This is a genomic window from Streptomyces tatrensis (assembly GCF_049310065.1).
Taxonomy (GTDB): Bacteria; Actinomycetota; Actinomycetes; order Streptomycetales; family Streptomycetaceae; genus Streptomyces.
This window is the reverse complement of record NZ_JBMDLB010000011.1, coordinates 2,676,782-2,699,784: the sequence shown is the minus strand read 5'-3', so window position 1 is coordinate 2,699,784 and position 23,003 is coordinate 2,676,782. Positions and strand designations below refer to the sequence as shown.

Annotated in this window: 21 protein-coding genes; 13 read left to right on the top strand and 8 right to left on the bottom strand. The window is 71.9% G+C overall.

What is annotated here, in order from left to right; all coding sequences use genetic code 11:
* Nucleotides 1-31: 31 nt before the first annotated feature.
* Both ACODT5_RS27950 and ACODT5_RS27945 read right to left on the bottom strand, forming a co-directional pair.
* Nucleotides 32-1,087 carry an SDR family NAD(P)-dependent oxidoreductase gene (locus tag ACODT5_RS27950; protein ID WP_422521955.1) on the bottom strand — a complete coding sequence of 352 codons (1,056 nt, stop codon included), beginning with the start codon at nt 1,085-1,087 and terminating at the stop codon, nt 32-34.
* Nucleotides 1,084-2,298: a UDP-N-acetylglucosamine--N-acetylmuramyl-(pentapeptide) pyrophosphoryl-undecaprenol N-acetylglucosamine transferase gene (locus ACODT5_RS27945; protein WP_422521954.1), complete on the bottom strand. Its 1,215-nt coding sequence runs from the start codon at nt 2,296-2,298 to the stop codon at nt 1,084-1,086. Before ACODT5_RS27945 ends, ACODT5_RS27950 begins: the two co-directional genes overlap by 4 nt.
* 73 nt (nt 2,299-2,371) lie before the next feature.
* Between ACODT5_RS27945 and ACODT5_RS27940 the strand changes: the two genes are divergently transcribed.
* Together ACODT5_RS27940 and ACODT5_RS27935 are read left to right on the top strand one after the other, a co-directional pair.
* Nucleotides 2,372-3,058, top strand: a complete 687-nt coding sequence (locus tag ACODT5_RS27940; RefSeq protein ID WP_422521953.1) for a response regulator transcription factor — start codon at nt 2,372-2,374, stop codon at nt 3,056-3,058.
* Nucleotides 3,055-4,479 (top strand): sensor histidine kinase, encoded by a 1,425-nt coding sequence (locus tag ACODT5_RS27935; protein ID WP_422521952.1) that lies wholly within the window; start codon nt 3,055-3,057, stop codon nt 4,477-4,479. Before ACODT5_RS27940 ends, ACODT5_RS27935 begins: the two co-directional genes overlap by 4 nt.
* A gap of 148 nt (nt 4,480-4,627) precedes the next feature.
* Here ACODT5_RS27935 and ACODT5_RS27930 read toward each other — a convergent pair whose 3' ends face one another.
* On the bottom strand, nt 4,628-5,533 hold the full coding sequence (locus tag ACODT5_RS27930; RefSeq protein WP_422521951.1) for a PIG-L family deacetylase: 906 nt from the start codon (nt 5,531-5,533) through the stop codon (nt 4,628-4,630).
* Nucleotides 5,534-5,746: 213 nt separating this feature from the next.
* Entirely contained in the window at nt 5,747-6,739 is a 993-nt protein-coding gene (locus tag ACODT5_RS27925) for a ScbA/BarX family gamma-butyrolactone biosynthesis protein (protein ID WP_422521950.1), read from the bottom strand.
* 383 nt (nt 6,740-7,122) lie between these two features.
* Here ACODT5_RS27925 and ACODT5_RS27920 point away from each other — a divergent pair, with 383 nt between their 5' ends.
* The 4 genes from ACODT5_RS27920 (at nt 7,123) to ACODT5_RS27905 (ending at nt 10,596) form a co-directional block, all read left to right on the top strand.
* Nucleotides 7,123-7,818, top strand: coding sequence for an HAD family phosphatase (locus ACODT5_RS27920; protein ID WP_422521949.1), 696 nt, complete (start codon nt 7,123-7,125; stop codon nt 7,816-7,818).
* Between the two features lie 81 nt (nt 7,819-7,899).
* Nucleotides 7,900-8,667 (top strand): SDR family NAD(P)-dependent oxidoreductase, encoded by a 768-nt coding sequence (locus ACODT5_RS27915; protein ID WP_422525059.1) that lies wholly within the window; start codon nt 7,900-7,902, stop codon nt 8,665-8,667.
* A 146-nt stretch (nt 8,668-8,813) separates the two neighbouring features.
* On the top strand, nt 8,814-9,587 hold the full coding sequence (locus ACODT5_RS27910) for a ScbR family autoregulator-binding transcription factor (RefSeq protein WP_422521948.1): 774 nt from the start codon (nt 8,814-8,816) through the stop codon (nt 9,585-9,587).
* 229 nt (nt 9,588-9,816) lie between these two features.
* Complete coding sequence (locus ACODT5_RS27905; protein ID WP_422521947.1) at nt 9,817-10,596, top strand: AfsR/SARP family transcriptional regulator; 780 nt, start codon at nt 9,817-9,819, stop codon at nt 10,594-10,596.
* Nucleotides 10,597-10,730: 134 nt separating this feature from the next.
* Here the strand turns inward: ACODT5_RS27905 and ACODT5_RS27900 are convergent, their stop codons facing one another.
* Complete coding sequence (locus ACODT5_RS27900) at nt 10,731-11,072, bottom strand: ArsR/SmtB family transcription factor (RefSeq protein ID WP_422521946.1); 342 nt, start codon at nt 11,070-11,072, stop codon at nt 10,731-10,733.
* A 202-nt stretch (nt 11,073-11,274) separates the two neighbouring features.
* Between ACODT5_RS27900 and ACODT5_RS27895 the strand changes: the two genes are divergently transcribed.
* Together ACODT5_RS27895 and ACODT5_RS27890 are read left to right on the top strand one after the other, a co-directional pair.
* On the top strand, nt 11,275-12,771 hold the full coding sequence (locus ACODT5_RS27895; protein ID WP_422521945.1) for an MFS transporter: 1,497 nt from the start codon (nt 11,275-11,277) through the stop codon (nt 12,769-12,771).
* Between the two features lie 125 nt (nt 12,772-12,896).
* Nucleotides 12,897-14,399 carry an FAD-dependent monooxygenase gene (locus tag ACODT5_RS27890; RefSeq protein ID WP_422521944.1) on the top strand — a complete coding sequence of 501 codons (1,503 nt, stop codon included), beginning with the start codon at nt 12,897-12,899 and terminating at the stop codon, nt 14,397-14,399.
* Nucleotides 14,400-14,487: 88 nt separating this feature from the next.
* Here the strand turns inward: ACODT5_RS27890 and ACODT5_RS27885 are convergent, their stop codons facing one another.
* The 3 genes from ACODT5_RS27885 to ACODT5_RS27875 form a co-directional block, all read right to left on the bottom strand.
* Nucleotides 14,488-16,197: an FAD-binding oxidoreductase gene (locus ACODT5_RS27885; protein WP_422521943.1), complete on the bottom strand. Its 1,710-nt coding sequence runs from the start codon at nt 16,195-16,197 to the stop codon at nt 14,488-14,490.
* 54 nt (nt 16,198-16,251) lie between these two features.
* Complete coding sequence (locus tag ACODT5_RS27880; protein ID WP_422521942.1) at nt 16,252-17,223, bottom strand: amidohydrolase family protein; 972 nt, start codon at nt 17,221-17,223, stop codon at nt 16,252-16,254.
* A 66-nt stretch (nt 17,224-17,289) separates the two neighbouring features.
* Complete coding sequence (locus tag ACODT5_RS27875; RefSeq protein ID WP_385370985.1) at nt 17,290-17,781, bottom strand: cupin domain-containing protein; 492 nt, start codon at nt 17,779-17,781, stop codon at nt 17,290-17,292.
* Nucleotides 17,782-18,034: 253 nt separating this feature from the next.
* Between ACODT5_RS27875 and ACODT5_RS27870 the strand changes: the two genes are divergently transcribed.
* From ACODT5_RS27870 to ACODT5_RS27850, 5 genes are all read left to right on the top strand, one after another.
* Nucleotides 18,035-19,207, top strand: coding sequence for a 3-deoxy-7-phosphoheptulonate synthase (locus tag ACODT5_RS27870; RefSeq protein WP_422521941.1), 1,173 nt, complete (start codon nt 18,035-18,037; stop codon nt 19,205-19,207).
* 35 nt (nt 19,208-19,242) lie between these two features.
* Entirely contained in the window at nt 19,243-20,025 is a 783-nt protein-coding gene (locus tag ACODT5_RS27865; protein WP_422521940.1) for a 2,3-dihydro-2,3-dihydroxybenzoate dehydrogenase, read from the top strand.
* A gap of 74 nt (nt 20,026-20,099) precedes the next feature.
* Nucleotides 20,100-20,783, top strand: coding sequence for an isochorismatase family protein (locus ACODT5_RS27860; RefSeq protein ID WP_422521939.1), 684 nt, complete (start codon nt 20,100-20,102; stop codon nt 20,781-20,783).
* Nucleotides 20,780-22,657: an anthranilate synthase family protein gene (locus ACODT5_RS27855; RefSeq protein WP_422521938.1), complete on the top strand. Its 1,878-nt coding sequence runs from the start codon at nt 20,780-20,782 to the stop codon at nt 22,655-22,657. The genes ACODT5_RS27860 and ACODT5_RS27855 overlap by 4 nt, the downstream gene beginning before the upstream one ends.
* Nucleotides 22,645-22,983, top strand: coding sequence for a hypothetical protein (locus tag ACODT5_RS27850; protein ID WP_422521937.1), 339 nt, complete (start codon nt 22,645-22,647; stop codon nt 22,981-22,983). Before ACODT5_RS27855 ends, ACODT5_RS27850 begins: the two co-directional genes overlap by 13 nt.
* Nucleotides 22,984-23,003: the final 20 nt, after the last annotated feature.

Below are 23,003 nucleotides of genomic sequence, written 5' to 3'. Positions count from 1 at the left end.
TGGCCGCGGGTCCCGGCTACCGGGACCCGCCTCAGACCTGGTAGCGGTCGGGGGCGAAGAGGTGGAGGTGGGCGGCTATCCACTCCGAGGTGCGGGTCAGGCCCTCCTGGAGGGAGACCTCGGGCTTCCAGCCGGCCCAGTCGCGGGCCCGGGCGTTGTCCGACAGCAGGCGCTGGACCTCGCTGCCCGAGGGGCGCAGCCGTGCCGGGTCGACGACCACCTCCGCGTCCCGTCCCGAGGCCGTGATCAGGGCCGTGGCCAGGTCGCCGATGGAGATCTCCTCTCCGGTGCCGAGGTTGACCACCTGGCCCAGGGCCCGGTCGCACTCCGCGACCGCGAGGAAGCCGGCCGCGGTGTCGGTCACGTAGGTGAAGTCCCGGGTCGGGGTCAGGGAGCCCAGGCGGACCTCCCGGGCGCCCGAGTGGAGCTGGGCGAGGATGGTGGGGATGACCGCGCGGGCCGACTGGCGCGGGCCGTAGGTGTTGAACGGCCGGACCACCGTCACCGGCAGTTCGAACGCGTGGTGGAAGGACAACGCCATCATGTCGGCGCCGATCTTCGAAGCGGAGTACGGGGACTGCGGCTGGAGCGGGTGGCTCTCGGAGATCGGGGCCGTCAGGGCCGTCCCGTAGACCTCGCTGGTGGAGGTGTGGACGAGGCGGCGCACGCCGTGGCGGCGGCAGGCCTCGGCCATGTTCTCCGTACCGGTGACGTTGGTCTGGACGTACGCGCCGGGCGAGGCGTAGCTGTACGGGATCCCGATCAGCGCCGCCAGGTGGAAGACCGTGTCGCAGCCGGCCACCGCGTCGCTGACCCGGCCCGCGTCGCGGACGTCGCCGGCCCACATCTCCACCGGACCGCCCGGGTCGGCCAGGTAGCGGGCCAGGTGGCCCTTCTCCGCGTACGGCTTGTAGTGCACGAAGGCGCGCACCTTCGCGCCCCGCGCGACCAGCAGGTCGACGAGGGTGGAGCCGATGAAGCCCTCTGCGCCCGTGACGAGGACGGTCCGGCCGGTCCAGTCGGTCCTGTCGGCGTGAGTGAGCGCAGGGGCGGGGGCGGGCGCAGGGGTGGGGGCGGGCGTGGTCATACGAGCTCCAGGGGAGTGGGGGAGAAGGAGGGGAAGCCGGCGACCCGCAGGACCTGCGAGGCCAGCAGTTCGGCGGCCCGTGCGTGCGGGCCCGGGTCGGCCGCGCCGGCCATCGCCGCGAGCCGCGCCGGGTCGGCCAGCAGCGGGGCGAGCAGCTCCGCGAGGCGGCCGGCCGTCGCCTCGGCGTCCGCCAGCAGCAGGCCGGCGCCCGCGTCGGACAGCACCCGGGCGTTGTGGGTCTGGTGGTCGCCCGGGGCGTACGGGTAGGGGACCAGCACCGCGGGGACCCCGGTGGCCGCGAGCTCCGCCACCGTGGCCGAGCCCGCCCGGCACACCACCAGGTCGGCGGCGGCGTAGACCAGGTCCATCCGGTCCAGGTAGGGCACGGCCCGTGCGATCCGCCTCCCGCCCGAGGCGGACAGCCCGGCCACGGTGTCCGCGAGCGCCGCCGGACCCGTCTTGATCAGCAGCTGTACGTCCTCGTGCGCCTGCCAGGCGGCGGCCAGCCCGGCCGCGGCCGAGGTCAGGCGTACGGCGCCCAGGCTGCCGCCGTTGAACACCACCAGCCGCCGACCGTCCGGCACCCCGAGCTCCCGCCGGGCCTCGGCGCGCAAGGCCGCCCGCTCGGGGCGGGACAGTTCGGCGAGTCCCGACAGCGCCGCGGAGATGGGCATTCCGGTGGTCAGCGCCCGCGCACCGCCGGCCAGGTGTTCCCGGCTGCGGTCGAAGGCCACCGCCATGTGCGGGGTGAGGCGGGCCGCGAACTGGTTGGCCCGGCCCGGTACCGCGTTGGACTCGTGGATGACCGCCGGCAGCCCGGCCAGCCGGGCCCCGAGCACGGCGGGCGCGCTCGGATAGCCGCCCATGCCGACGGCCACCTGCGCGCCCTGCGCCCGGATCACGGCCCGCGCCTGCCCGGCCGAGCGCAGCAGAGCCGCCGGAAGGAGGTAGCGCTTGGCACCCAGCGCCGGGTCGAAGGGGATCATGTCCACGGTGTGCAGGCGGTAGCCGGCGGCCGGGATCAGCTCGGTCTCCAGGCCGCGTTCGGTGCCGATGAAGGAGACCACGGCGTCGGGGACGGCGGCGCGCAGCGCCTCCGCCAGGGCGAGGCCGGGATAGATGTGGCCGCCGGTGCCGCCCGCGCCGATCACGACGGACAGCGGCCGGTACGAGGACCGGGGCGAGGCGGAGCGTGAGGGTGAGGAGGTCATGGACGCAAGCCTTCCGGTGCGCCCTAAGAAGGTTCTAAGAGGTTCTCCCGGAGCATTTGGGAGGCTTTGCCACATGCAGCGGATTCTGGTGGTGGACGACGAGCCCGAGGTGCGGGCCGCCGTCGAGGACGGCCTCGCCGTCGAGGGGTACGAGGTGCGCGGAGCGGCGGACGGGCTGGGCGCGCTGTCCGAGGTGGCGCTCTGGCAGCCGGACGCGGTGGTCCTCGACGTGATGATGCCGGTGCTGGACGGGCTCGCCGTGTGCCGGCAGCTGCGCGCGGTGGGCGACCGTACGCCCGTCCTCGTCCTCACGGCCCTGGACGCGGTGAGCGACCGGGTCGACGGGCTGGAGGCGGGCGCCGACGACTACCTGGTCAAACCGTTCGCGCTCGACGAGCTCGTGGCCCGGGTACGCGCCCTCCTGCGGCGGGCCGCCCCCGACGATCCGGCCGGGGGAGCGCCCGTGCTCGCGTACGGGGACCTCGTCCTGGACCCCGCCACCCGCAGCGGCCGGCGCGGCGAGCGGCCGCTGGAGTTCAGCCGCACCGAGTCGGCGCTGCTCGAACTGCTCCTGCGCCACCCCGGGCAGGTGCTGCCGCGCGAGCTCGTCCTGGAGCTGGTGTGGGGCCGCGACTTCGGGCCGGACTCGAACTCCCTGGCCGTCTACGTCGGTTACCTGCGGCGGAAGCTGGAGGCCGGGGGCGAGCCCCGGCTGGTGCACACCGTGCACGGGGTCGGCTACCGGCTGGACGCCGCGTGAGCCGGCGGGGGCTCGGGGCGCGGTGGCGGCGCAGGCGGCCGCTGCGGACCCGGCTGGCGCTGGCCGTCACGGCGGCGGTGGCCTTCGTGGCCCTCGGCGTGTGCACCGCCGCGTTCCTGGAGGGGCGGGCCGCGCTCTACCAGCAGCTCGACCTGAGCCTCACCCAGGCCGCCCGGCTCGCCGCGAAGCAGTACGGCGACTCCCCGCCCGGGACCGCCGCCTGGGACTGCCGGTACCTGGCCGCGCCCGCCTGCGTCCAGATCGTCCCGCCCGACCCGCGGAAGGACCCGGGGGGCGGGGAGGGCGCGTACCGGATGCCCGTGGCCCCGGCCACCCGGCTCGTGGCCCTGCGGGAGCGGGCCCCCTTCTACACGGACATCGTCGTCGAGGGGCATCCCGCGCGGATGCTCACCACCGACTTCCTCAAGGACCGGGCCCTCCAGGTCGCCGTACGCTCCGACTCGGTGGAGACCGGCATCGACCGGGCCGCCCGCGGGCTCGCCGTCGTCGCCGCCGCGGGGGTGCTGCTGGCCGCGGTGCTCGGCTACTGGGTCGCGCGCACGGGTCTGGCGCCGGTCACCCGGCTCACCGCCACCGCCGAGCGGATCGCCGCCACCCGGGACCCGAGGCACCGGATCGAACTGCCGCCTCCGGGGCGGGGCCGCGAGGACGAGGTCACCCGGCTCGCCGGGAGCTTCAACACCATGCTCGGGGAACTGGAACAGTCCGTCACCGCGCAGCGCAGGCTCGTCGCGGACGCCTCGCACGAGCTGCGGACCCCGCTGACCGCGCTGCGGACGAACGCGGAGCTGCTCGCGCGGGGGGACCGGCTGACGGCGGAGCAGCGGGAGCGGGCCTCGCTGGCGCTCGGGCGGCAGTTGCGGGAGGTGACGGGGCTGGTCAACGACCTGATCGAGCTGGCCCGCGACGAGGAGCCGCAGCTGCTGGTGGAACAGGTGCGGCTGGCTCCGCTGGTGGAGTACTGCGCGGGGGCCGCGCGGGCGCACTGGCCGGGGGTGGCCTTCCGGGTGCGGGCGCCGTCGCCGTCCCCGTCCCGGGAGGAGGGGGAGGTGGTGGTTCCCGGGGTGCCGGCGCGGCTCAGCCGGCTGCTGGGGAACCTGCTGGACAACGCGGCGAAGTTCAGCCCGGCGGGAGCGGAGGTGGAGGTGGCGCTGGCCGTTCGGGGGGACGGCCGCGCGGAGGTGACCGTAAGGGATCACGGGCCGGGGATCGCGGAGGCGGATCTGCCCTACGTCTTCGACCGGTTCTACCGGGCGGGGGCGGCGCGGGCGCTGCCCGGGTCGGGGCTCGGGCTGGCGATGGCCCGGCAGATCGCGCGGGCGCACGAGGCGGAGCTGGTGGCCGAGGCCGCCCCGGGCGGAGGCGCGCTGTTCCGGCTGACGTTCGCGGCCCGGTCCTAGGCCGGCTGTTTCGGATCTTGCCGGGCCCGGCCGCCCGGCACCGCACCTCGCCGCGCTGCCGGGGCACCGGAGCGGGGGCCGGTCCGCTTCGCGCCTCCGGTTCGCGCATCCGCTCCCCGTAGGCCTCACCGTGCCCCCGGCGGGCGGGTCAGCGCAGGCCGGCGAAGAGGTCGTTCTCGGGCAGGGCCGCCCCGGTGGAGTCCTTGACGCGTACGAAGGTCTCCGTGCCCATCAGCTCGCCGAACCTCTCCTTGCCCATCTTGAGGAAGAAGATGCCCTCGCCCTGGCTGGCGTGTGCGGCCAGGGCGTCGAACTTCTGACCGCTGTAGGCGAGGGTGTCCACCCAGGTGGAGATCTCGTCGTCGGGGAGGCCGATCTCGGCCAGCGCGGAGGCCTCGGCGGACTCGGAGGCCTCGGTGGATTCGGAGGGCTGGGCGGATTCGGCGGTCTCGGAGGTCTCGGCGGGGGCCGTCTCCGGCGCGTCCGGCGTGTCCTCGCTGAACTCGTGCATGATCTCGCCGAACCGCCGCATCGTCGAGCGGGGCATCGTCGTCCAGTAGACCTTCGGCGTCAGCTCGGTCATCTCCAGCGCCGCCATCGTGATCCGGTGGGCCTGGATGTGGTCGGGGTGGCCGTAGAAGCCGTTCTCGTCATAGGTGACGACCACGTCGGGCCGGTAGTGCCGCATGAGGTCCGCGAGCCGGGCGGCGCCCTCCTCCACGGGGGTCTGCCAGAAGGATCCGGGGACGTCGTTGCTCGGCCAGCCCATCATTCCGGAGTCGGCGTAGTCCAGCGTCTCCAGGTCGCTGACCTTGAGGACTCCACAGCTCGCGTCGAGCTCCCGGCGGCGCACGGCGGCGACGGCCTCGGGGTCGTGGCCGGGACCGCCCGGTTTGGTGCCTCCCGGCCCGTCACCGCAGCGGCCGTCGGTACACGTCACGAGAACCGTGCGGATGCCCTCCGCCGCGTACTTCGCGAGGACCCCTCCGGTGCCGGTGGCCTCGTCGTCGGGGTGGGCGTGCACTGCCATGAGCGTCAAGGGCCGGTCAGCCATGGAACAGTCCTCCTGCGGACGTACGTCGTGGTCCGAGCACGCGGCGGACGTGCCGCGATCCCGGGGGGCCGGATCCTGGTGGGGCGCACGACCTCGCGGTCTCCGTGTTCCCCGCCCGTGCGGCGCCGGTCCCCCGGTCGGTACAACCGTGGCGGCCGTACCGGGTGTTCCCGGTACGGCCGCACGGTATTCGGACGTGGGCGTCCCGACCCGTCAGAAGCGCGGCGGAACGGAACCGACCGGCTCGGTGACGACGACGGCCTCGAAGACCTGCTCGCCGTCCTGGAAGCCCGTCACCCGGACCGACCGGGACGCGGCGGCGCCCAGATCCGCCGGGGCGGGTTCCGCGTGGATCCACAGCGGGCTGCCGAACTCTGCGTAGCGCTGGTAGGTGCTCATGACGGAGACCGGCATGACACCGGGTTCGCCGCCGACGGTCACGGCCTGGCGGGCGGCCTCCAGGAGGACCATGCCGGGCACGTGGTCGCCGACGTGGTCGAAGAGCACGGGGTGGCGGATGTCGTAGCGCAGTTGCCATACCCGTGGGTAGGAAGACGCGGAGAGGACGACGTCGAAGGGGGAGAGGCGGCCCACCTCGGCGGGCGGGAGCGGGGTGGACCCGGGCACGGAGACCGGCTCCGCGGCCAACTGCTTGGCGCGCAGCCGCTGGTACACGGCGGGGGAGGTGACGGTGTAGCCGACGCGGCCGGTGGCGACGACGCGGTCGTCCTGACGGATGACCACCTCGTAGGTGAGCGCCGTGAGTCTGGTGCCCCGGCGTCTTATCTCGGGGCAGGTGACGATGAGGTCGAGGTCCGCGGGGGCCCCGCCTAAGACGAGCTGCTCGGGGACGGTGGAGTACTCCAGCGACCAGAGCAGGAACTGGTGGCCGATCGGTACGTCGAAGGCCTCGTGGGCCAGGTACGCGCCGACCTGCCGGATGGTCTCGGCGATCAGCATCGGGTCGTAGTGGGAGCCCGCTATGGGCGCGAAGAAGCTGTGCCCGCGCGGCCATTGGGCCTTGATGTGGAAGCGGTCCTCGGTGATGCGGCACATGCCGGTGAGGAACACCTCGGCGACTGCCGCCCGGTGGACGAGGGCCCTCGGAACCGTGGCCGTCAGCCTGTTGTCCGTCTGGGCCCTACACGTGCAGTGCTCGGCCGGAGTTGACGTGGTGAAGTCCGTCGGTTCCAAGGTCGTGATCATGAAGTCCCTCATCGTGGACGAGTGCAGCAAACCTCTACGGGGTCCAGAGTACGTACTTCCGAGTTTGGTTATCGGGTCGATTTTGGCTGAAGGGGCACCCCTGCGTCCGCATCGAGTGACGCACGCCACATGTCAAGTTGCCCTCAGGGTGCACGAGTTACGGCAAATATCCGCTCACACGCCGGTTTGTGGTGTGGGCTACGGAACATCGGCGAGATCATGCGGCCTGGCGAGAATCAGAGGACGTCCGGTATCTTTCCCGCTGCAGAGCAACGCGGATACTGCTGGGTATTTTTCGGGGGCTACCAAGTGCGCCCGCGTCGCGGCTGATTCGGAGTCCGGAAAACCTCTGCGCCGGCCCTCCCCCGCGTGATCGGAGCGCCATGCGCCCCCTGCAGCACCTGCGGCTCGCCGCCCTGAACATCGACGGCGTCCTGCTCAACGACACCTTCAGTCCGGTCATCCACGGGTTCGTCACCCGCCGGGGCGGAACCTACGACGGCGACGTGGAGCGCACGATCTTCTCCCAGCCCCGGGCGGTCGCTGCCCCGGCCCTGGCCCGGGCCGCGGGGCTCGACTGGCCCCCGGAGCGCATGCTGGAGGTGTACTTCGAGGAGCGCGCCGCCTATCTGGCCGAGCACCCGCTGCACGTGATGGAGGGGGTCGAGGAACTCCTGCTCCGGCTCAGGGGTCTCGGGCTGCGGACCGTCTGCTACGGCGGCCTCGACAAGGAGCACTTCGACCGCCACCTGGGGCACGTCGCGCACCTCTTCGACGGCCCCGGCTACATCAGCACGGACACGTTCCGCCCGGGCGTCCACGAGATCACCGTCGACCGGTTCGGACTCGACTACTCCCGGGCGCTGTTCGTGGACGACGTGGCACGCGTCGCCGCGGTGGCCCTCGACCTGGGTGTGCCGTTCATCGGGCACCCCAGTACCTTCGAACACGGCTTCCAAGGGCGCCAGATGCGCGAAGCCGGGGTGCGGAACCTGGTCGGCTCGCTCGGCGAGATCGACGAGGAACTCCTGCGCGCGGTGGACGCGCAGGCCGCCGCGGGCGCCGGCCGCGCGGCCTGAACCCGCCGCCGTGCCCGCCGGCGCGGAGCGGCACACCGAGTGCGAGGACGTGGAGAGCGCGTGGAGACGAAGGGAACGGCGATGCAGGGGAACGGCCTACTGGAGGGCAAGGTCGCGCTGATCACGGGGGCGAGCAGTGGCATAGGAGCCGCGGCCGCCCGGGTGTTCGCGCGGGAGGGCGCCCGGGTGGTGCTCGCCGCCCGGCGCGAGCAGCGGATCAAGGAGCTCGCCGAGGAGCTGCGGGCGCAGGGCGCGCAGGCGGCGTACGTGGTGACGGACGTGACCCGGCGCGCCGACGCGGAGGCCGCCGTCGCCCGCGCGGTCGGGGAGTTCGGCCGGCTGGACTGCGCCTTCAACAACGCCGGCTGGGGCGTGGGGCGTACGCCGCTGCACGAGATGGACGACAAGCTCTACGACGAGATCATGGAAGTCAACGTGCGCGGGGTGTGGAACTGCCTGCGCCCGGAGATCGCCGCGATGCTGGAGACCGGCGGCGGCGCGATCGTCAACAACAGCAGCGTCGGCGGGCTGCTCGCCACCCCGGTGGCAGCCCCGTACGTCGCGGCCAAGCACGCGGTCATCGGCCTGACCAAGGCGGCCGCGGCCGAGTACGGTGCCCAGGGCATCCGGGTGAACGCGGTGGCGCCCGGAACCACCCGCACCGAGGTGGTCGAGCAGTGGTTCGCGGCCGTGCCCGGCATCGAGGCCCAGCTGCACGCGGGGACGCCGCAGCCGCGGACCGCGGAGCCCTCGGAGATCGCCGAGGCCGCCGCCTGGCTCTGCAGTGCGAGGTCCTCATTCGTCACGGGTGTGACGATGCCGGTGGACGGCGGGTTCTCCATGGTGTGAAACTGCCCTGAGTAAGAACGTACCCGACGGCATGTAAAGCGTCGGTGTACGAGGGATGGCGGGGGAGATAAAGACTCCATCCGCCGCTTGCCCCGGAAAGGCGGGCGCAGCGGCATGACGGATGGGGGCGGGAGAGGTCGCATCACATGAGGACAGAACGACCACAGGTCAAGCAGGACCGTGCGGTACGCACCCGCCGGGCGATCCTGGAGGCGGCCGCGGTGGTGTTCGAGGAGCGCGGCTACGAATCGGCCAAGCTCTCGGACATCGTCAACATCGCCAAGGTGACCAAAGGCGCGCTCTACTTCCATTTCGACTCGAAGGAGCACCTCGCCCAGGCGGTGATCGACGCCCAGGTGGCCTCGGCCCCGCGCGCCATGCCGCAGGCGTTCAAGGTGCAGGAGTTCGTGGACACCGGGATGATCTTCTCGCACCGGTTGCGGCACGACGTGCTGATGCGGGCGAGCGCGCGGCTCACGCTGGACCAGACCGGCCTGAGCCTCGACCGGGCCTCCCCGTACGAGGCGTGGATAGATCTCCACCTCACGCTGATGACGGAGGCCAAGGAGCGCGGCGAGTTGCTGACGACCGTGGACCCCATCGTGCCGGCGCGGCTGATCGTCGGGTCCTACGCGGGGCTCAACATGATGTCCCACATGCTCGGATTGGACATGGAGGAGCAGGTTTCGGCCCTCTACACCCATGTCATGCCGAACCTGGTGGTGCCGTCCCTGGCGATCCGGCTGGACACGGCCCCGGGCCGGGGCGCGCGGGCGCTGTACGGGCCGCAGGGGACGCATCCGTGCGACTACGGCTGCGTATCGGGCGTGCCGCGGTCCGCGGCGGGCGTCGACGCCGAGCCGTGGACCTCGGAGGCCGGCGTGCAGGAGGAGAGCCGCGCGGGCGGGGCGCGCCCCTGACGGTGGCGTGCCGCAGGCGGCGCTGACGGATGTGCGGATGCCCGGACGGGGCCCGGAAGGGTTCCCCGTCCGGGCATCCGCATGTCCGCGCCGGCAGGTCCGCGCCCGCGCGTCCGGGGCCCCGTTCCGCGCGTCCGGGCCTCCGTTCGTCATGGCTTGCGAAAAATCCTTCCGGGTATTATTTTTCTGATTCCCAGCGTCGCTGTGTCGTGCCTCCAGGGAGGGAACCGTGGACATTGACGTACTCGGAGGGCTGCGTGTCACCGAGAACGGGGTCCCCATCGCGACGCCCACCCCGCAGGCCCGGCACGTCCTGGCGGTCCTCGCGGCCCACGCCGACCAGGTCGTACCCGTGTCGGTACTGGCCGACGAGCTGACCAGCTGCGCCCCGCCCGAGCACACCCGGGCCGTCGCCCACGCCGCGGTGCGCATGCTGCGCGAGCAGTTCGCCGGCGCCCTGCAGTCCGGTCCGGGTGCGGTACGGACTCCCGACACGGTGCTGTCCGCGGTGCCCGGCGGGTATCTTCTCGACACCGGCGGCGGCCGGTGCGACTTCCGCGAGTTCGAGCGCGAGGCGGGCGCCGGCTACCGGGCCATCTCCTGCGGGGACTTCGAGAAGGCGGCCCGCCGGCTGCACGGCGCCCTGGAACTGTGGTCCGGCCCGGCCTTCGCCGGGGTCGACGCGGGCGCCTGGCTCGGCGAGCGCATCGCGGCCCTGGAGGAGACCCGGCACGCCGTGCTCGGCCAGTGGGTGGAAGCCGGACTGGCGCTCGGCCGCCACTGCGAGCTGGACTCGGAGCTCTCGGCCCTGCTCGTCCGGCACAGCGGCCACGGACACCTCGACGAGCGGTACTTCGCGGCCCTGCGCCGCTCCGGGCGGCGCGTCGTACCGCAGCGCGGCCACTCGCTCGCGGCGGAGCGGCGCCCGAACGGCGGACCCGCGACGGTGGTCTGGCCCGCGGGCCGCGGCGTCCTGCTGGGCGCCGCCCCGGCCCACCGGGCGGCCTGACCGGGGCGTCCGGCTCCGGGCGTTCCCGTACGTCCGGCTCCGGCCGGCGACGTCTCCGCCCGTCCGGCCCGCGACGGCGCGGGCCGGACGGGCGGTGGGGACCAGCCCCCAGCGCGGATCAGCCCCAGCGCGGATCAGCCCGCGGGGCGGGCGCTGCCCGCGTGGGGGAGTGCGTCGACCGAGATCGCACCGAGGACCGCGTCGAGCAGTCCGGGGAAGCGCGCGTCGAGATCCTCGCGCCGCAGGGACAGCAGCAGCTCTCTGCCGGACGGGCGCTGCCAGATGATGCCGCCCTCGCGCAGTACCCGCCAATGGTGGGTGAGCGTCGATTTGGAGACGCCTTCGAGCAGGCTGCCGCACGGGTACTCGCCGCCGGCCGCCAGGGCGCGGACCACGGTGAGTCGCATGGGGTTGCCCAGCGCGGTGAACACGTTCTCCAGCTTGATCTGGTCCCTGGTCGGGTGGTTGACAGTCATGCCTTCAAAAGTAGCTCGTATGTCCAAGGATGGTCGAACAGTTGCTGGTCAGTACTCGTGCGCGAACCGGCCGAGGTCGTTCCCGACCTGACACACCCACCGGATCCGGTTGACAGGCACCTCAGAACCGTACGACTATCCGTGAACAGTAATTGTACGTACACAGTCGTACCGTTGAGCCCTGGAAAGGTCGTCACTCCCCATGTCTGCCACCCGTTCCGCCTCCCCGTCAGGCACGGGGACTCCCCGCCTCGGCTGGATTCTTGCTCTCCTGGCCTTCGCCCAGCTGATCATTTCCCTGGACTTCAACATCGTCTACGTGGCCCTGCCGGAGATCGGCGAGGAGCTGGGCTTCACGGACCAGTCGCTCCAGTGGGTGGTCAGCGCCTACGCGGTGGTCTTTGGCGGTTTCCTCCTGCTCGGCGGCCGTGCGGCCGACCTGCTCGGCAAGCGCAACATGTTCGCCCTCGCCCTCGGCCTGTACGCCGTGTCCTCGCTGGTCGGCGGCTTCGCCGGCAACCCGGAGACGATGATCGCGGTCCGCGCGGTGCAGGGTCTGGGCGGCGCCCTGCTCTTCCCGGCCACGCTGTCGCTGATCAACACCCTGTTCGCCGAGGGCAAGGAGCGCAACAAGGCACTCGCGATCTGGGGCGGCGCCGGTGCCTCCGGCCTCACCCTCGGCTCGCTCCTCGGCGGCGTCCTCACCGGCGCCTTCGGCTGGGCCTCGGTCTTCTTCGTCAACGTCCCGCTGGCCGGCATCGTGCTCATCGCCGCCCTCGCCGTCATGCCGCGCGACACCAAGGCCACCGAACGCCGCAGCTTCGACCTGCCGGGCGCCATCACCGCCACGCTCGGCGTGACCCTGCTGGTCTACGTGCTGGTCCAGGGCCCCGAAAGCGGCTGGGCCTCCACCGAGATCATCGTCAGCGCCGTCGTCGCCGTGGGCCTGCTCGCCCTGTTCGCCCTCATCGAGGCGAAGAGCTCGGACCCGCTGATGCCGCTGCGCCTCTTCGGCAACCGCAGCCTCGCCGTCGGCATGGCCGTCACCTTCATCTTCATGGGCACCTTCAGCTCCCTGCCGTACTTCCTGACTGTCCTCTTCCAGAGCGTGCACGGCTTCAGCGCCCTGGAGACCGGCCTGGCCTTCCTGGTCCCCTCGCTCTCCATCGCCGCGGGCACCCAGATCGGTGAGCGCATGGCCACCCGCACCGCGACCCGGACGACCCTCGTCACCGGCCTCGTCGTCGGCGCGATCGGCACCGCGGTCCTCGCCTACTCGATCTCCGCCGACGCTGGCTACGCGAGCGTCGTCCCCGGCCTCGTCATCGCGGGCATCGGCCAGGGCATCACCTGGACCGGCATGTGGATCGCCGCAGCCTCCGGCGTGGCCCCGCACGAGCAGGGCATCGCCTCCGGCATGGCCTCCACCACCCAGCAGATCGGCGGCGCGGTCGGCCTCGCCATCCTGATCGCCATCGCCAACGCCAACATCGACGGCCTCGCCGGCGACGCCCTGAAGACCAGCATGGCGGACGGCACCCAGACCGCCGTCTACATCGCCGCCGCGGGCATCCTCCTCGGCGCACTCATCTCGCTCGCCCTCCCCGGCAAGCCCGCCGCCACCACCCAGACCCCCGTCCAGGGGGCCCCGGACCAGCGGGGCGAGGAGCACACCGTCAGCTCCCCCGCGAAGGTGTGACCTCGTCACCACCGCTGGACGGAGGGGAAGCGGCGCACGATCTGCCCGCTTCCCCTCCGTCATGTCCTGACACCCCGTACGCCCGAGATCCAGCACAGCACCACCCAGCAACCTGGAGGTCCCCCATGTCCCTGGACACCGACGTCGCCGTGGTCGGCGGCGGCCCGGTCGGCATGCTGCTCGCCGCCGAGCTCGCCCTGTACGGCGTACGCGCCACCGTCCTGGAACACCTGCCCGAGCCCACCGGGGAGTCCAAGGCCGGCACCCTGCACGCGCGCACCGCGCAGACACTGCACCGGCGCGGCCTGCTGGGCGCCGTACAGCCCGGAGCGCACAAGTCCCTGGGGCATTCCCGCGGGCCGGTGCCGTTCCACTTCGGCGGGATGTTCGAGCTCGACCTGTCGGCGGTGGTCCACGAGGGACCCGCCATGGTCGGCAGCCCGCAGGCCTACGCCGAACAGGTCTTCGCCCGGCGGGCCACCGCGCTCGGCACCCGCGTCGAGCGCGACAGCGAGGTGATCGGACTCCGGCAGCACGAGGACCACGTCACGCTGACCGTCCGCAACGAGGCCGGGACCGAGCGGACGCTCACGGCCGGCTGGGTCGTCGGCTGCGACGGTGCGCGCAGCGCCGTACGCAAGCTCAGCGGCATCGACTTCCTGGGCACCCCGGCGACGGTGGGCGCACTGATGGGCGAGGTCGAGCTGCTCGACCCGTACCGCGCGCCGTCCGGCTGGGAGCGCAACGCCCGCGGCTGGACGCTGATCTGGCTCAACCCGTACGGCCGCAGCCGGGTCTCCACCTACGATTTCCGCGGCCCGCACGCGGACCGCGGCGCGCCCGTCACCCTCGACGAGATGCGCGGCGAGGTCGAGCGCATCGCCGGATACCCCGTACCCATGGCCAACCCCCGCTGGCTGACCCGCTTCAGCGACGCGGCCCTGCAGGCCGAGCGCTACCGCACCGGACGGGTACTGCTCGCCGGCGACGCCGCGCACGTCCACTTCCCGGCCGGCGGCCAGGGCTTGAACCTGGGCCTCCAGGACGCGGTCAACCTGGGCTGGAAGCTCGCCGCGCAGGTGCAGGGCTGGGCCCCCGAGGCACTGCTCGACACCTACCACGCGGAGCGCCACCCGGTCGCCGCCAAGGTGCTCCACAACGTCCGCGCGCAGGTCGCGCTGATGAACCCGGACCCGCGCACCGACGCACTGCGCGAGCTCTTCACCGAGCTGATGCACATGCCCCAGGTCAACGAGTACCTCAGCGGAATGATCAGCGGCACCGCGGTGCGGTACGACATCGGCGACCCGGCCGACCCCATGGCGGGGCTGCTCGCCCCCGACATCCCGCTCAAGACCGGTGACGCCGAGACGGGCCTGGCCGAGCTGCTGCACGGCGGGCGGCCGCTGCTGCTGGACCTCGGCGGGCGCGACGACCTGCTCGAAGCGGCCCGGCCCTGGGCCGACCGCGTCACCACGGTCTCGGCGGTGACCGACGTACGGACACCCGGCGCGCTCCTGGTCCGTCCCGACGGCTACACGGCGTGGAGCGCGGCCGGCATCCCGGAGGACGCGCGGACCCTGACGGCGGCGCTGCGCGCCTGGTTCGGCACGCCGCTCCAGCGGTGATCCGCGGGAGCCGGCGGTGAACCGGAGAACGCGAAGGGCCCGCCCGGCACACGAGGTGCCGGGCGGGCCCGCCGTCGTGCCGCCCGTCCTACGGCAGCCGGACGGACTGCCCGTGGCTGAAGCGGTTCGCCGGGTCGTACTTGGCCTTGATCTGCTGCAGGCGCGGGTAGTTGGAGCCGTAGTACAGCGTGTACCAGGGCACGCCCGACGTGTTGTGGGCCGGGTCGTTCAGGTCGATGTCGGCGTAGTTGATGTAGCAGCCGTCGGTGACGTCGTTCAGCACGGGGACGCCGCCGGTCGCCGCGTACGTCTCCTCGTACAGGTCGCGCAGCCAGGAGATGTTGACCGCGTCGTCGGCCGCGGACGGCCAGTAGCTCTGGAAGAGCAGCTTGAAGACCGAGTCCCGGTGCACGGTGGCCGTGGCGCCGGGGCTGACGGTGTTCACGTTGCCGCCGTAGGAGCTGAGCAGCACCATCGCGCCGGGGTTGTGCAGGTCGGTGCGGTTGAGGTGCTTCCAGAAGGCCGCTATCTGCGCGTCGGTCACGTTCTTCTTGTGGAAGGCCGACTTGTAGTCGCCGCGCAGGGTCGGGTCCACCAGGGTGCTGTTGGTGGTGCCCAGGTAGCGGGTGGCCTGCAGCCAGCCCATGCGCTGCGGGGTGAAGTACTCCGGCATCGGGCCGTGCTCGCCCATGGCCTTGGTGACCGGGCCGTGCGGGATGTCCACGCCCTCGGTGACCGCCGCGAGGAAGTCCTCCAGGAGCTGCTCCGCGTTCGGGACGGTGGCGTCCAGCTGGGTGAGCAGACCTATCTCGCCATTGGACTTGTGGTTGAGCTTCAGGAAGCTCATCAGGCTTCCGTACGTGCCGCCGGGCGCCCCGTTGGCCACGTGCCAGGCGCCGAAGTTGCGGGTGAGGCGGGTGAAGGCCGCCTCGGTGACCTGGTCCCACTTCCAGGAAATGGCGCTGATGAAGACCTCGGCCGGCGGCTTGACGAGCGACTGGTCCGGCGCCGTGCCCGTGGCCTTCGGCGACCGGAACCAGTAGCGGGTGATGACGCCGTAGTTGCCGCCGCCCGCTCCCGTGTGCGCCCACCACAGGTCGCGGTGGGGGTCGTTCGCCTCGCGGGTCGCGACGACGGTGCGGGCGGTGCCCGCCGCGTCCACGGTGACGACCTCGACCGCGTACAGGTGGTCGACGATCAGGCCGTGCTCGCGGGCGAGCATGCCCCAGCCGCCGCCGCTGACGTGGCCGCCGGCGCCCACGGAGTAGCACATGCCGCCCGGGACGGTCACGCCCCAGACCTTGAACAGCCGCTCGTACACGTCCAGCAGGGTGGCGCCCGCCTCCACGGCGAAGGCCTTGTACGTGGCGTCCCAGTAGACGGAGGTCATCTCGGACATGTCGAGGACGATCTGCGTGTCCGCGTTGAAGACGAAGTCCTCGTAACAGTGGCCGCCACTGCGCACGGTGAGCTTCTTCTTGGCCTTCGCGGCCTCCTGGACGACCGCGAGGACCTGGGCGGTGGAGTCCACCACCCGCACGCTCTCTGGACGGCCGGTCCAGCGCTGGTTCATGCCGCGCACCAGGTCCTGGTAGCGCGGGTCGGTCGCGGAGACTTTCGCCGCGGGGAACTCCGCGGCCGGTCCGGCCACGGGACCCGTCGCGGGACCCGTCGCGGACCCGGCGGCCCGCGCCGTGAGGGCGCCGCCCGCGGTGACCGCCGCGCTCGCGCCGACGACCGCCGCCGCGTTGCCCAGCAGCTTCCTGCGACTCCACTGGCCGTTCGATACGTCTGTCATTGCTGTTGGCAAACCTTTCGTGGAATGTGCGTGGTCCCGCTGCGCCCAGAGGCGTCAGGAGGCCTTCTCGATCCGCTCGGACAGGCGGGGCAGGAGGCGCAGCGCGTTGGTCCGGCCGATGGCCGCGCGCTCCTCGTCGGACCACCCGGGGAAGGCGCGGAAGCCCGCGGTGTTCTCCGTGGTGTGCGCGGCGGGCATGAAGGGGAAGTCGCTGCCGAACAGGATGTTCCCGGTGCCCGCGAGCTTGGTGAGCGCCGGAAGGGCGTACTCGGTGGCGGACATCGCGATGTCGTAGTGCAGGCGCCCGAGCGAACCGATGAGGTCCTCGGGCGCGCGCTCCTTGAGGTACGCGCCGATGGTCGGCCCGTACGTCATCCGCTGGGCCAGGAACGGCAGGGTGCCGCCCGCGTGCGACAGGATCAGCTTCAGGCCGGGCAGCCGGTCGAGGGTCCGGTTGAACAGCAGGCTGGCGACCGTGCGGGTGGTCTCGAAGGTGAACTCGTAGAGCGAGGGCGGCAGATCGAAGGTGGCGAGGTCCTTCGCCGGCGGGGTCATCGGGTGCACGTGGACCGGCAGGCCGCGCTCGGTGAGCTCGGCGAGGAGCGGCTCGAACTCGGGGTCGCCGAGGTAGCGGCCCTCGTAGCTGGTGAGCAGTCCGACGCCGTCGAGCCCCAGCTCGTCGATGGCGTACGCCAGTTCCTCCCGCGCCGCGGCCACGTCGGGCAGCGGCAGGATCGCGAAGGCGCCGAAGCGGCCGGGGTGGCGGCGGATCAGCTCGGCGAAGTACTCGTTGACCTGGCGGGCGAGCTTGCGGCTCTCGTCGCCCTCGAGGAAGGTCACGCCCGGAGCGGTGATGGACAGGACGGCCGCGTCGATGCCGTGCCGGTCCATGACCTCGAGGCTCTCCTCGGGCGTCCAGGTCGGGTAGTCCACGCCGGGGATGGCCGTCTTGCCGCCGAGCGCCTCGGCGTAGACGGGCGGAATCGCGTGGTGGTGAACGTCAATCAGTCCGTGGGGTCCGGGCATGAGGGGCTCCAACGTCAATAGTTCGTGAAGAGATTGCCGCCTTCGGGGAAGGCGTTCACAAGGAATTTACGAGAGGTATTCGTCGCCGTACTGCGCGGCGACCCTGAGCGCCCGCTCCACGTCCAGCTCATATTGCGAGGCCGGTGGCATCGGAGCATTGTCGTCCGCCGATACACCGGCGCCGAGAAAGAATCCGTCCTTGCCGCCGGGCATGAACATAATGAGAAGTTTCGACGGCTCGTCACTGACGTTCTTGAACGAATGGACGCTGCCGCGAGGCACGTGGATGAAAGAGCCGGAGTTCAGCTTCAGCTGCTCGGTTCCGTCGAACATGTCCACCTTTCCCTCGAGGACGTAGAACGCCTCCTCCTCGTGGTGGTGGATGTGTGGAGGCGGGCCGCCACCCGGTGGGACCAGCGCTTCCATCATGAAGAAGTGCTTTCCGGTGTTGTGCTCGCCCGATTTGACCGTGTACTTGTCGCCGAATGCCCAGCGGCTCGGGCCCTCGCCCGGGGGTACGTGCACGATCTTGCGCGACCACTGTTCTTCGAAACTCAAGGCGCCGCTCCGTCCTCTGCTTTTGTCGGGACACCCGTCCTGTCCCGGAATGGCCCAGCAGAGTGTCCGACGGTCGGCAGGCCGGGACAACCGCGAACGAGAGAGTAAGTCATGTCCAAACGGATATTCGGCGCCATCTGACATAGTCCCGCGGTCGCCTTTGATCCCCTCCGCAGGCTTCGTCCAGAGTCGGCGGCGGCCGCTTTCCCGAACCCGATCGGAGGCGGCATCACTTCACCCCAGGAGGTACCAGGTGAACGGTGTCCACGCATTCCTCCGCTCCTTGCCCGCCGCGCAGCAGCCGGACTGGGCAGGGCACGCGGAGCTCGGGCGGGTACAGGAGGAACTGGCATCCCTGCCCCCGCTCGTCGACGCCGACGACGTCGACGGACTGCTCGCCCTGCTCGCCGGGGCCGCGGAGGGCCGCGTCCAGATCATCCAGTCCGGCGACTGCGCGGAGGACTGGGCCGACTCTTCCGCGGACAGCGTGGCCCGCAAGGCCGGCCTGCTGGAAGTGCTCGCCGGCACCATGAAGATGATCTCGCACAAGCCCGTGATCCGGGTGGGCCGGATAGCGGGCCAGTACGGCAAGCCGCGCTCCAACCCGACCGAGATCGTCGGTGGCGTCGAACTCCCCGTCTACCGAGGTCACATGGTCAACGCCCCCGAGCCCGACCCCGAGCTGCGCAAGCCCGACCCCACCCGCATGCTGACGGGCTACGAAGCGGCGCGGGGCGTCATCGAGGGCCTCGGCTGGCACCGGGACGAGCGGAGCCCGCGCCCCGACACCACCGTGTGGACCAGCCACGAGGCGCTGCTGCTCGACTACGAACTGCCCATGATGCGGACGCGGGCCGACGGCCGGGTGCTGCTCGGCTCGACCCACTGGCCGTGGATCGGCGAGCGCACCCGTCAGGTCGAAGGCGCGCACGTCGCGCTGCTGGCCTCGGTGTCGAACCCGGTGGCCTGCAAGGTCGGCCCCGGCATGACGACCGAGGACCTGCTCGCGCTGTGCCTCAAGCTCGACCCGGACAAGACGCCCGGCCGCCTGACCCTGATCGCGCGCATGGGCGCCGACACGGTCGGCGAGAAGCTCCCCCCGCTGGTCGCGGCGGTCCGGGAGGCCGGCCACCCGGTCATCTGGCTGACCGACCCGATGCACGGCAACACCGTCAGCGGCCCCGAGGGCCTCAAGACGCGCCTCGTGAAGACCGTGGTGCGCGAGGTCCTGGAGTTCCACCGCGCCGTCACCGGGGCGGGCGGCGTCGCCGGCGGCATCCACCTGGAGACCACGCCCGAGGCGGTCACCGAATGCGTGGCCGACCAGGACCGGCTGCACGAGGTCGGCAACAAGTACACGAGCTTCTGCGACCCGCGCCTCAACCCGCGGCAGGCCGTCGCCGTGGCCGCCTCCTGGCTCGGCTGAAGGGGACGGGGACAGTGATGTACGGAGAGGGAACGATGGACAGCGGGATCGCCCTGGTCACCGGCGCGGCCGGAGGCATCGGTGAGGAGGTCGTCCGCACCCTGGCCGAGCGCGGCCTGACCGTAGCGGCCGTGGACCGGCACGCCGAGACGCTCGGCGACACCGTCGCCAAGCTGCGCGCCGAGGGACGAGACGTCGAGGGGTTCACCTGCGACGTGACCGTCTCGTCCCAGGTGGACGGCCTGGTCGACACCGTCGAGCGGGTCCTGGGGCCGGTGGAGTACCTGGTCAACTCGGCCGGCGTGCTGCGGCTGGGCCAGGCGGTGGCCCTGTCCGACGAAGACTGGGCGGCCACCTTCGCGGTCAACACCACCGGCGTCTTCTTCGTCTCGCGCGCCGTGGTCGGCCGCATGGTGGAACGCCGCTCGGGAGCGGTGGTCACCGTCGCCTCGAACGCCGCCGGCACCCCCCGGACCGGGATGGCCGCCTACGCGGCGTCCAAGGCGGCGACGGCCATGTTCACCAAGTGCCTGGGCCTGGAAGTGGCCCGGTACGGGATCCGGTGCAACGTCGTGGCCCCCGGATCCACCGCCACCCCGATGCTGACCTCCCTCTGGACGGACGGCGGCGCGGACGGCAGCGGCGCGCGGGGCTCGATCGACGGCATCGCCGACGAATTCCGGGTGGGGATCCCCCTCGGCAAGCTGGCCCACCCCCGTGATGTGGCCCAGGCGGTGGCGTTCCTGCTCTCCGACCACGCCTCGCACATCACCCTGCACGACCTCACCGTCGACGGCGGCGCCGCACTCGGCGTCTGAACCGCGGCCGAACCGCCGCCGAACCGCCGCCGAACCGGCACCAGAGCCCACACCCAAGCGAGAGGAAGGCGACCATGGCGGGAATTCCGCCCATCGACCCGTACCCCATGCCCTCCGAGGGCGACCTCCCCGTCAACACCGCCGACTGGACGGTCGACCCCGACCGGGCGGTGCTGCTGATCCACGACATGCAGCGCTACTTCCTGCGCCCGTTCCCCGAGGGCGAGGCCCCGGTCGGCGACCTGGTGCGCAACGCGACGCTGCTGCGCGAACAGTGCGCCGCCCTCGGCATCCCGGTCGCGTACACCGCGCAGCCCGGCGGCATGTCGGAGCAGGAGCGCGGTCTGCTCAAGGACTTCTGGGGCCCCGGAATGAAGGTCTCACCCGAGGACCGCCGGGTGGTCGACCCCATCGAACCGGGCCCCTCCGACTGGGTGTTCACCAAGTGGCGCTACAGCGCCTTCTTCAAGTCGGAGCTGATGGAGCGCATGCGCTTCCAGGGCCGCGACCAGCTCGTCGTCTGCGGGGTGTACGCCCACGTGGGCGTGCTGGCGACGGTCGTGGAGGCCTTCACCAACGACATCCAGTCCTTCCTCGTCGCGGACGCGGTGGCCGATTTCTCCGAGGCACAGCACCGGATGGCCCTGGACTACGTCGCCCAGCGCGCGGGGGTCGTCAAGACCACCAAGTCCGTGCTCTCCGAGCTCACCACGAAGTCCGTGCTCGCCGGACTCACCACGACGGGCGGTGCCCGGTGATCCCGGACCTGCTGAACCAGGTGCTCACCGGCCACGCGCCGGCGTACGCCCTGCTGTACCGGCCCGAGACGACCGGGCAGGAGCTCCTGGAGGTGCTGCTCGGCGAGGTGTCGAGCGCGGACACCCTCGCCGAGATCCCCGTGCCGCAGGGCCCGGCCACCGGACCGCGGCACGAGACCCTGGCCGTCATCCCCTACCGGCAGATCACCGAGCGGGGGTTCGCCGGCACCGACGACGGCGAACCGCTGATCACCATGGCGGTCGGCGAGCAGGCGCTCCTCCCGCTGGCCGACGCGCTGCGCAGGCTCCCCGACGAGCCCGTCACCCTGACCGGCGGCCACTTCGACGTGGACGACGACGCGTACGCCGCGGTCGTCCGCGAGGTCATCGAGCGCGAGATCGGCAACGGCGAGGGCGCGAACTTCGTCATCAAGCGCTCGTTCGTCGCGGAGATCACCCACTACTCGCCGACCAGCGCGCTCTCCTTCTTCCGGCGGCTGCTGGAGCGCGAGTCGGGCGCCTACTGGACCTTCCTCGTCCACACGGGGGAGCGCACCTTCGTCGGTGCCAGTCCCGAGCGGCACGTCAGCCTGCACGACGGCACCGCCGTGATGAACCCGATCAGCGGCACCTACCGCTACCCGGCCGCGGGTCCCGACCTGCCCGGCGTGATGGCCTTCCTCGCCGACCGCAAGGAGGCCGACGAGCTGTACATGGTCGTGGACGAGGAACTCAAGATGATGGCCCGGATCTGCGAGGGAGGCGGCCGCGTCGTCGGCCCGTACCTCAAGGAGATGGCCCGCCTCGCCCACACCGAGTACTTCATCGAGGGGCAGACCTCCCGCGACGTACGGGAGATCCTGCGCGAGACGATGTTCGCCCCCACCGTCACGGGCAGCCCGCTGGAGAGCGCCTGCAAGGTGATCAACCGGTACGAGCCGGAGGGCCGCGGCTACTACAGCGGCGTCATGGCCCTCATCGGCCGGGACGCCGACGGCGGCCGCACCATGGACTCCGCGATCCTCATCCGCACCGCCGACATCGCGGCCGACGGCCGGGTGCGCATCGGCGTCGGCGCGACGCTCGTACGGCACTCCGACCCGCTGAGCGAGGTCGCCGAGACCCGGGTGAAGGCGGCCGGACTGCTGTCCGCGCTCGAAGCGGGCGGCGCGAGCCGCTTCGCCCGGCACGCCGACGTACGCGAGGCCCTGGAGGAGCGCAACGAGGGCATCGCCGGATTCTGGCTGCGCAAGACCGCCGAGCGGTCCCTGCCGGTCCCGGAGCTGGCCGGCCGCAGCGTGCTCATCATCGACGCCGAGGACACCTTCACCTCGATGATCGGCCACCAGCTGGCCTCCATGGGCCTGGAGGTGACGGTCAGCCGGTTCGACGAACCGTACGACACCGATGCCCACGACCTGGTCGTCATGGGACCGGGTCCCGGCGACCCGGGCGAGAGCGCACACCCCAAGATCGCGCACCTCAGGGCGGTGGTCACCCGGCTGCTGGACGAGCGGCGGCCGTTCCTCGCGGTCTGCCTCAGCCACCAGGTCCTCTCCACCCTGCTCGGCCTCGACCTGGTCCGCAGGACCGTGCCCAACCAGGGCGTCCAGCGGCGGATCGACCTCTTCGGCGCACCGGAGCGGGTCGGCTTCTACAACACGTTCGCGGCGCGGCTGGCCGAGGACAAGTTCGAGCACCCGCAGGCCGGCATCGTCGAGGTCAGCCGCGACACCGAGACCGGTGAGGTGCACGCCCTGCGCGGACAGGGCTTCGCCTCGATGCAGTTCCACGCCGAGTCGGTGCTCACCGAGGACGGCGTGCGGATCACCCGCGACCTGCTGATCGGAGTGGTGCGCTCGTGCGAGCGGTGATCGTCTGGTGGGACCTGAAGGACTCCGCGCAGACCATCGACTCGCTGCGCGGGTTCCTGCGCGACGAGGCGGTCGACCGGTTCAGCCAACTGGCCGGTCTGCGGCTTAAGTTCTGGATATCCGACCGGGAGACCGACCGGTGGGGCGCGGTACTCCTGTGGGAGTCCGCCGAATCGGCCGCGCTCGCCGCGGCGCTGCCCAACCGGGCCGCGGAACTCATCGGCTACCCGCCCACCGAGCGCTCCTTCTTCGACGTCGAAGCCACCGCGGAGGGCGTCTTCTCGCTCGACCGGCTCGCCGGCCGCGGCCTGGCCCTCGAGAGCTGAGCGGTGCCCGGACCGGGGGA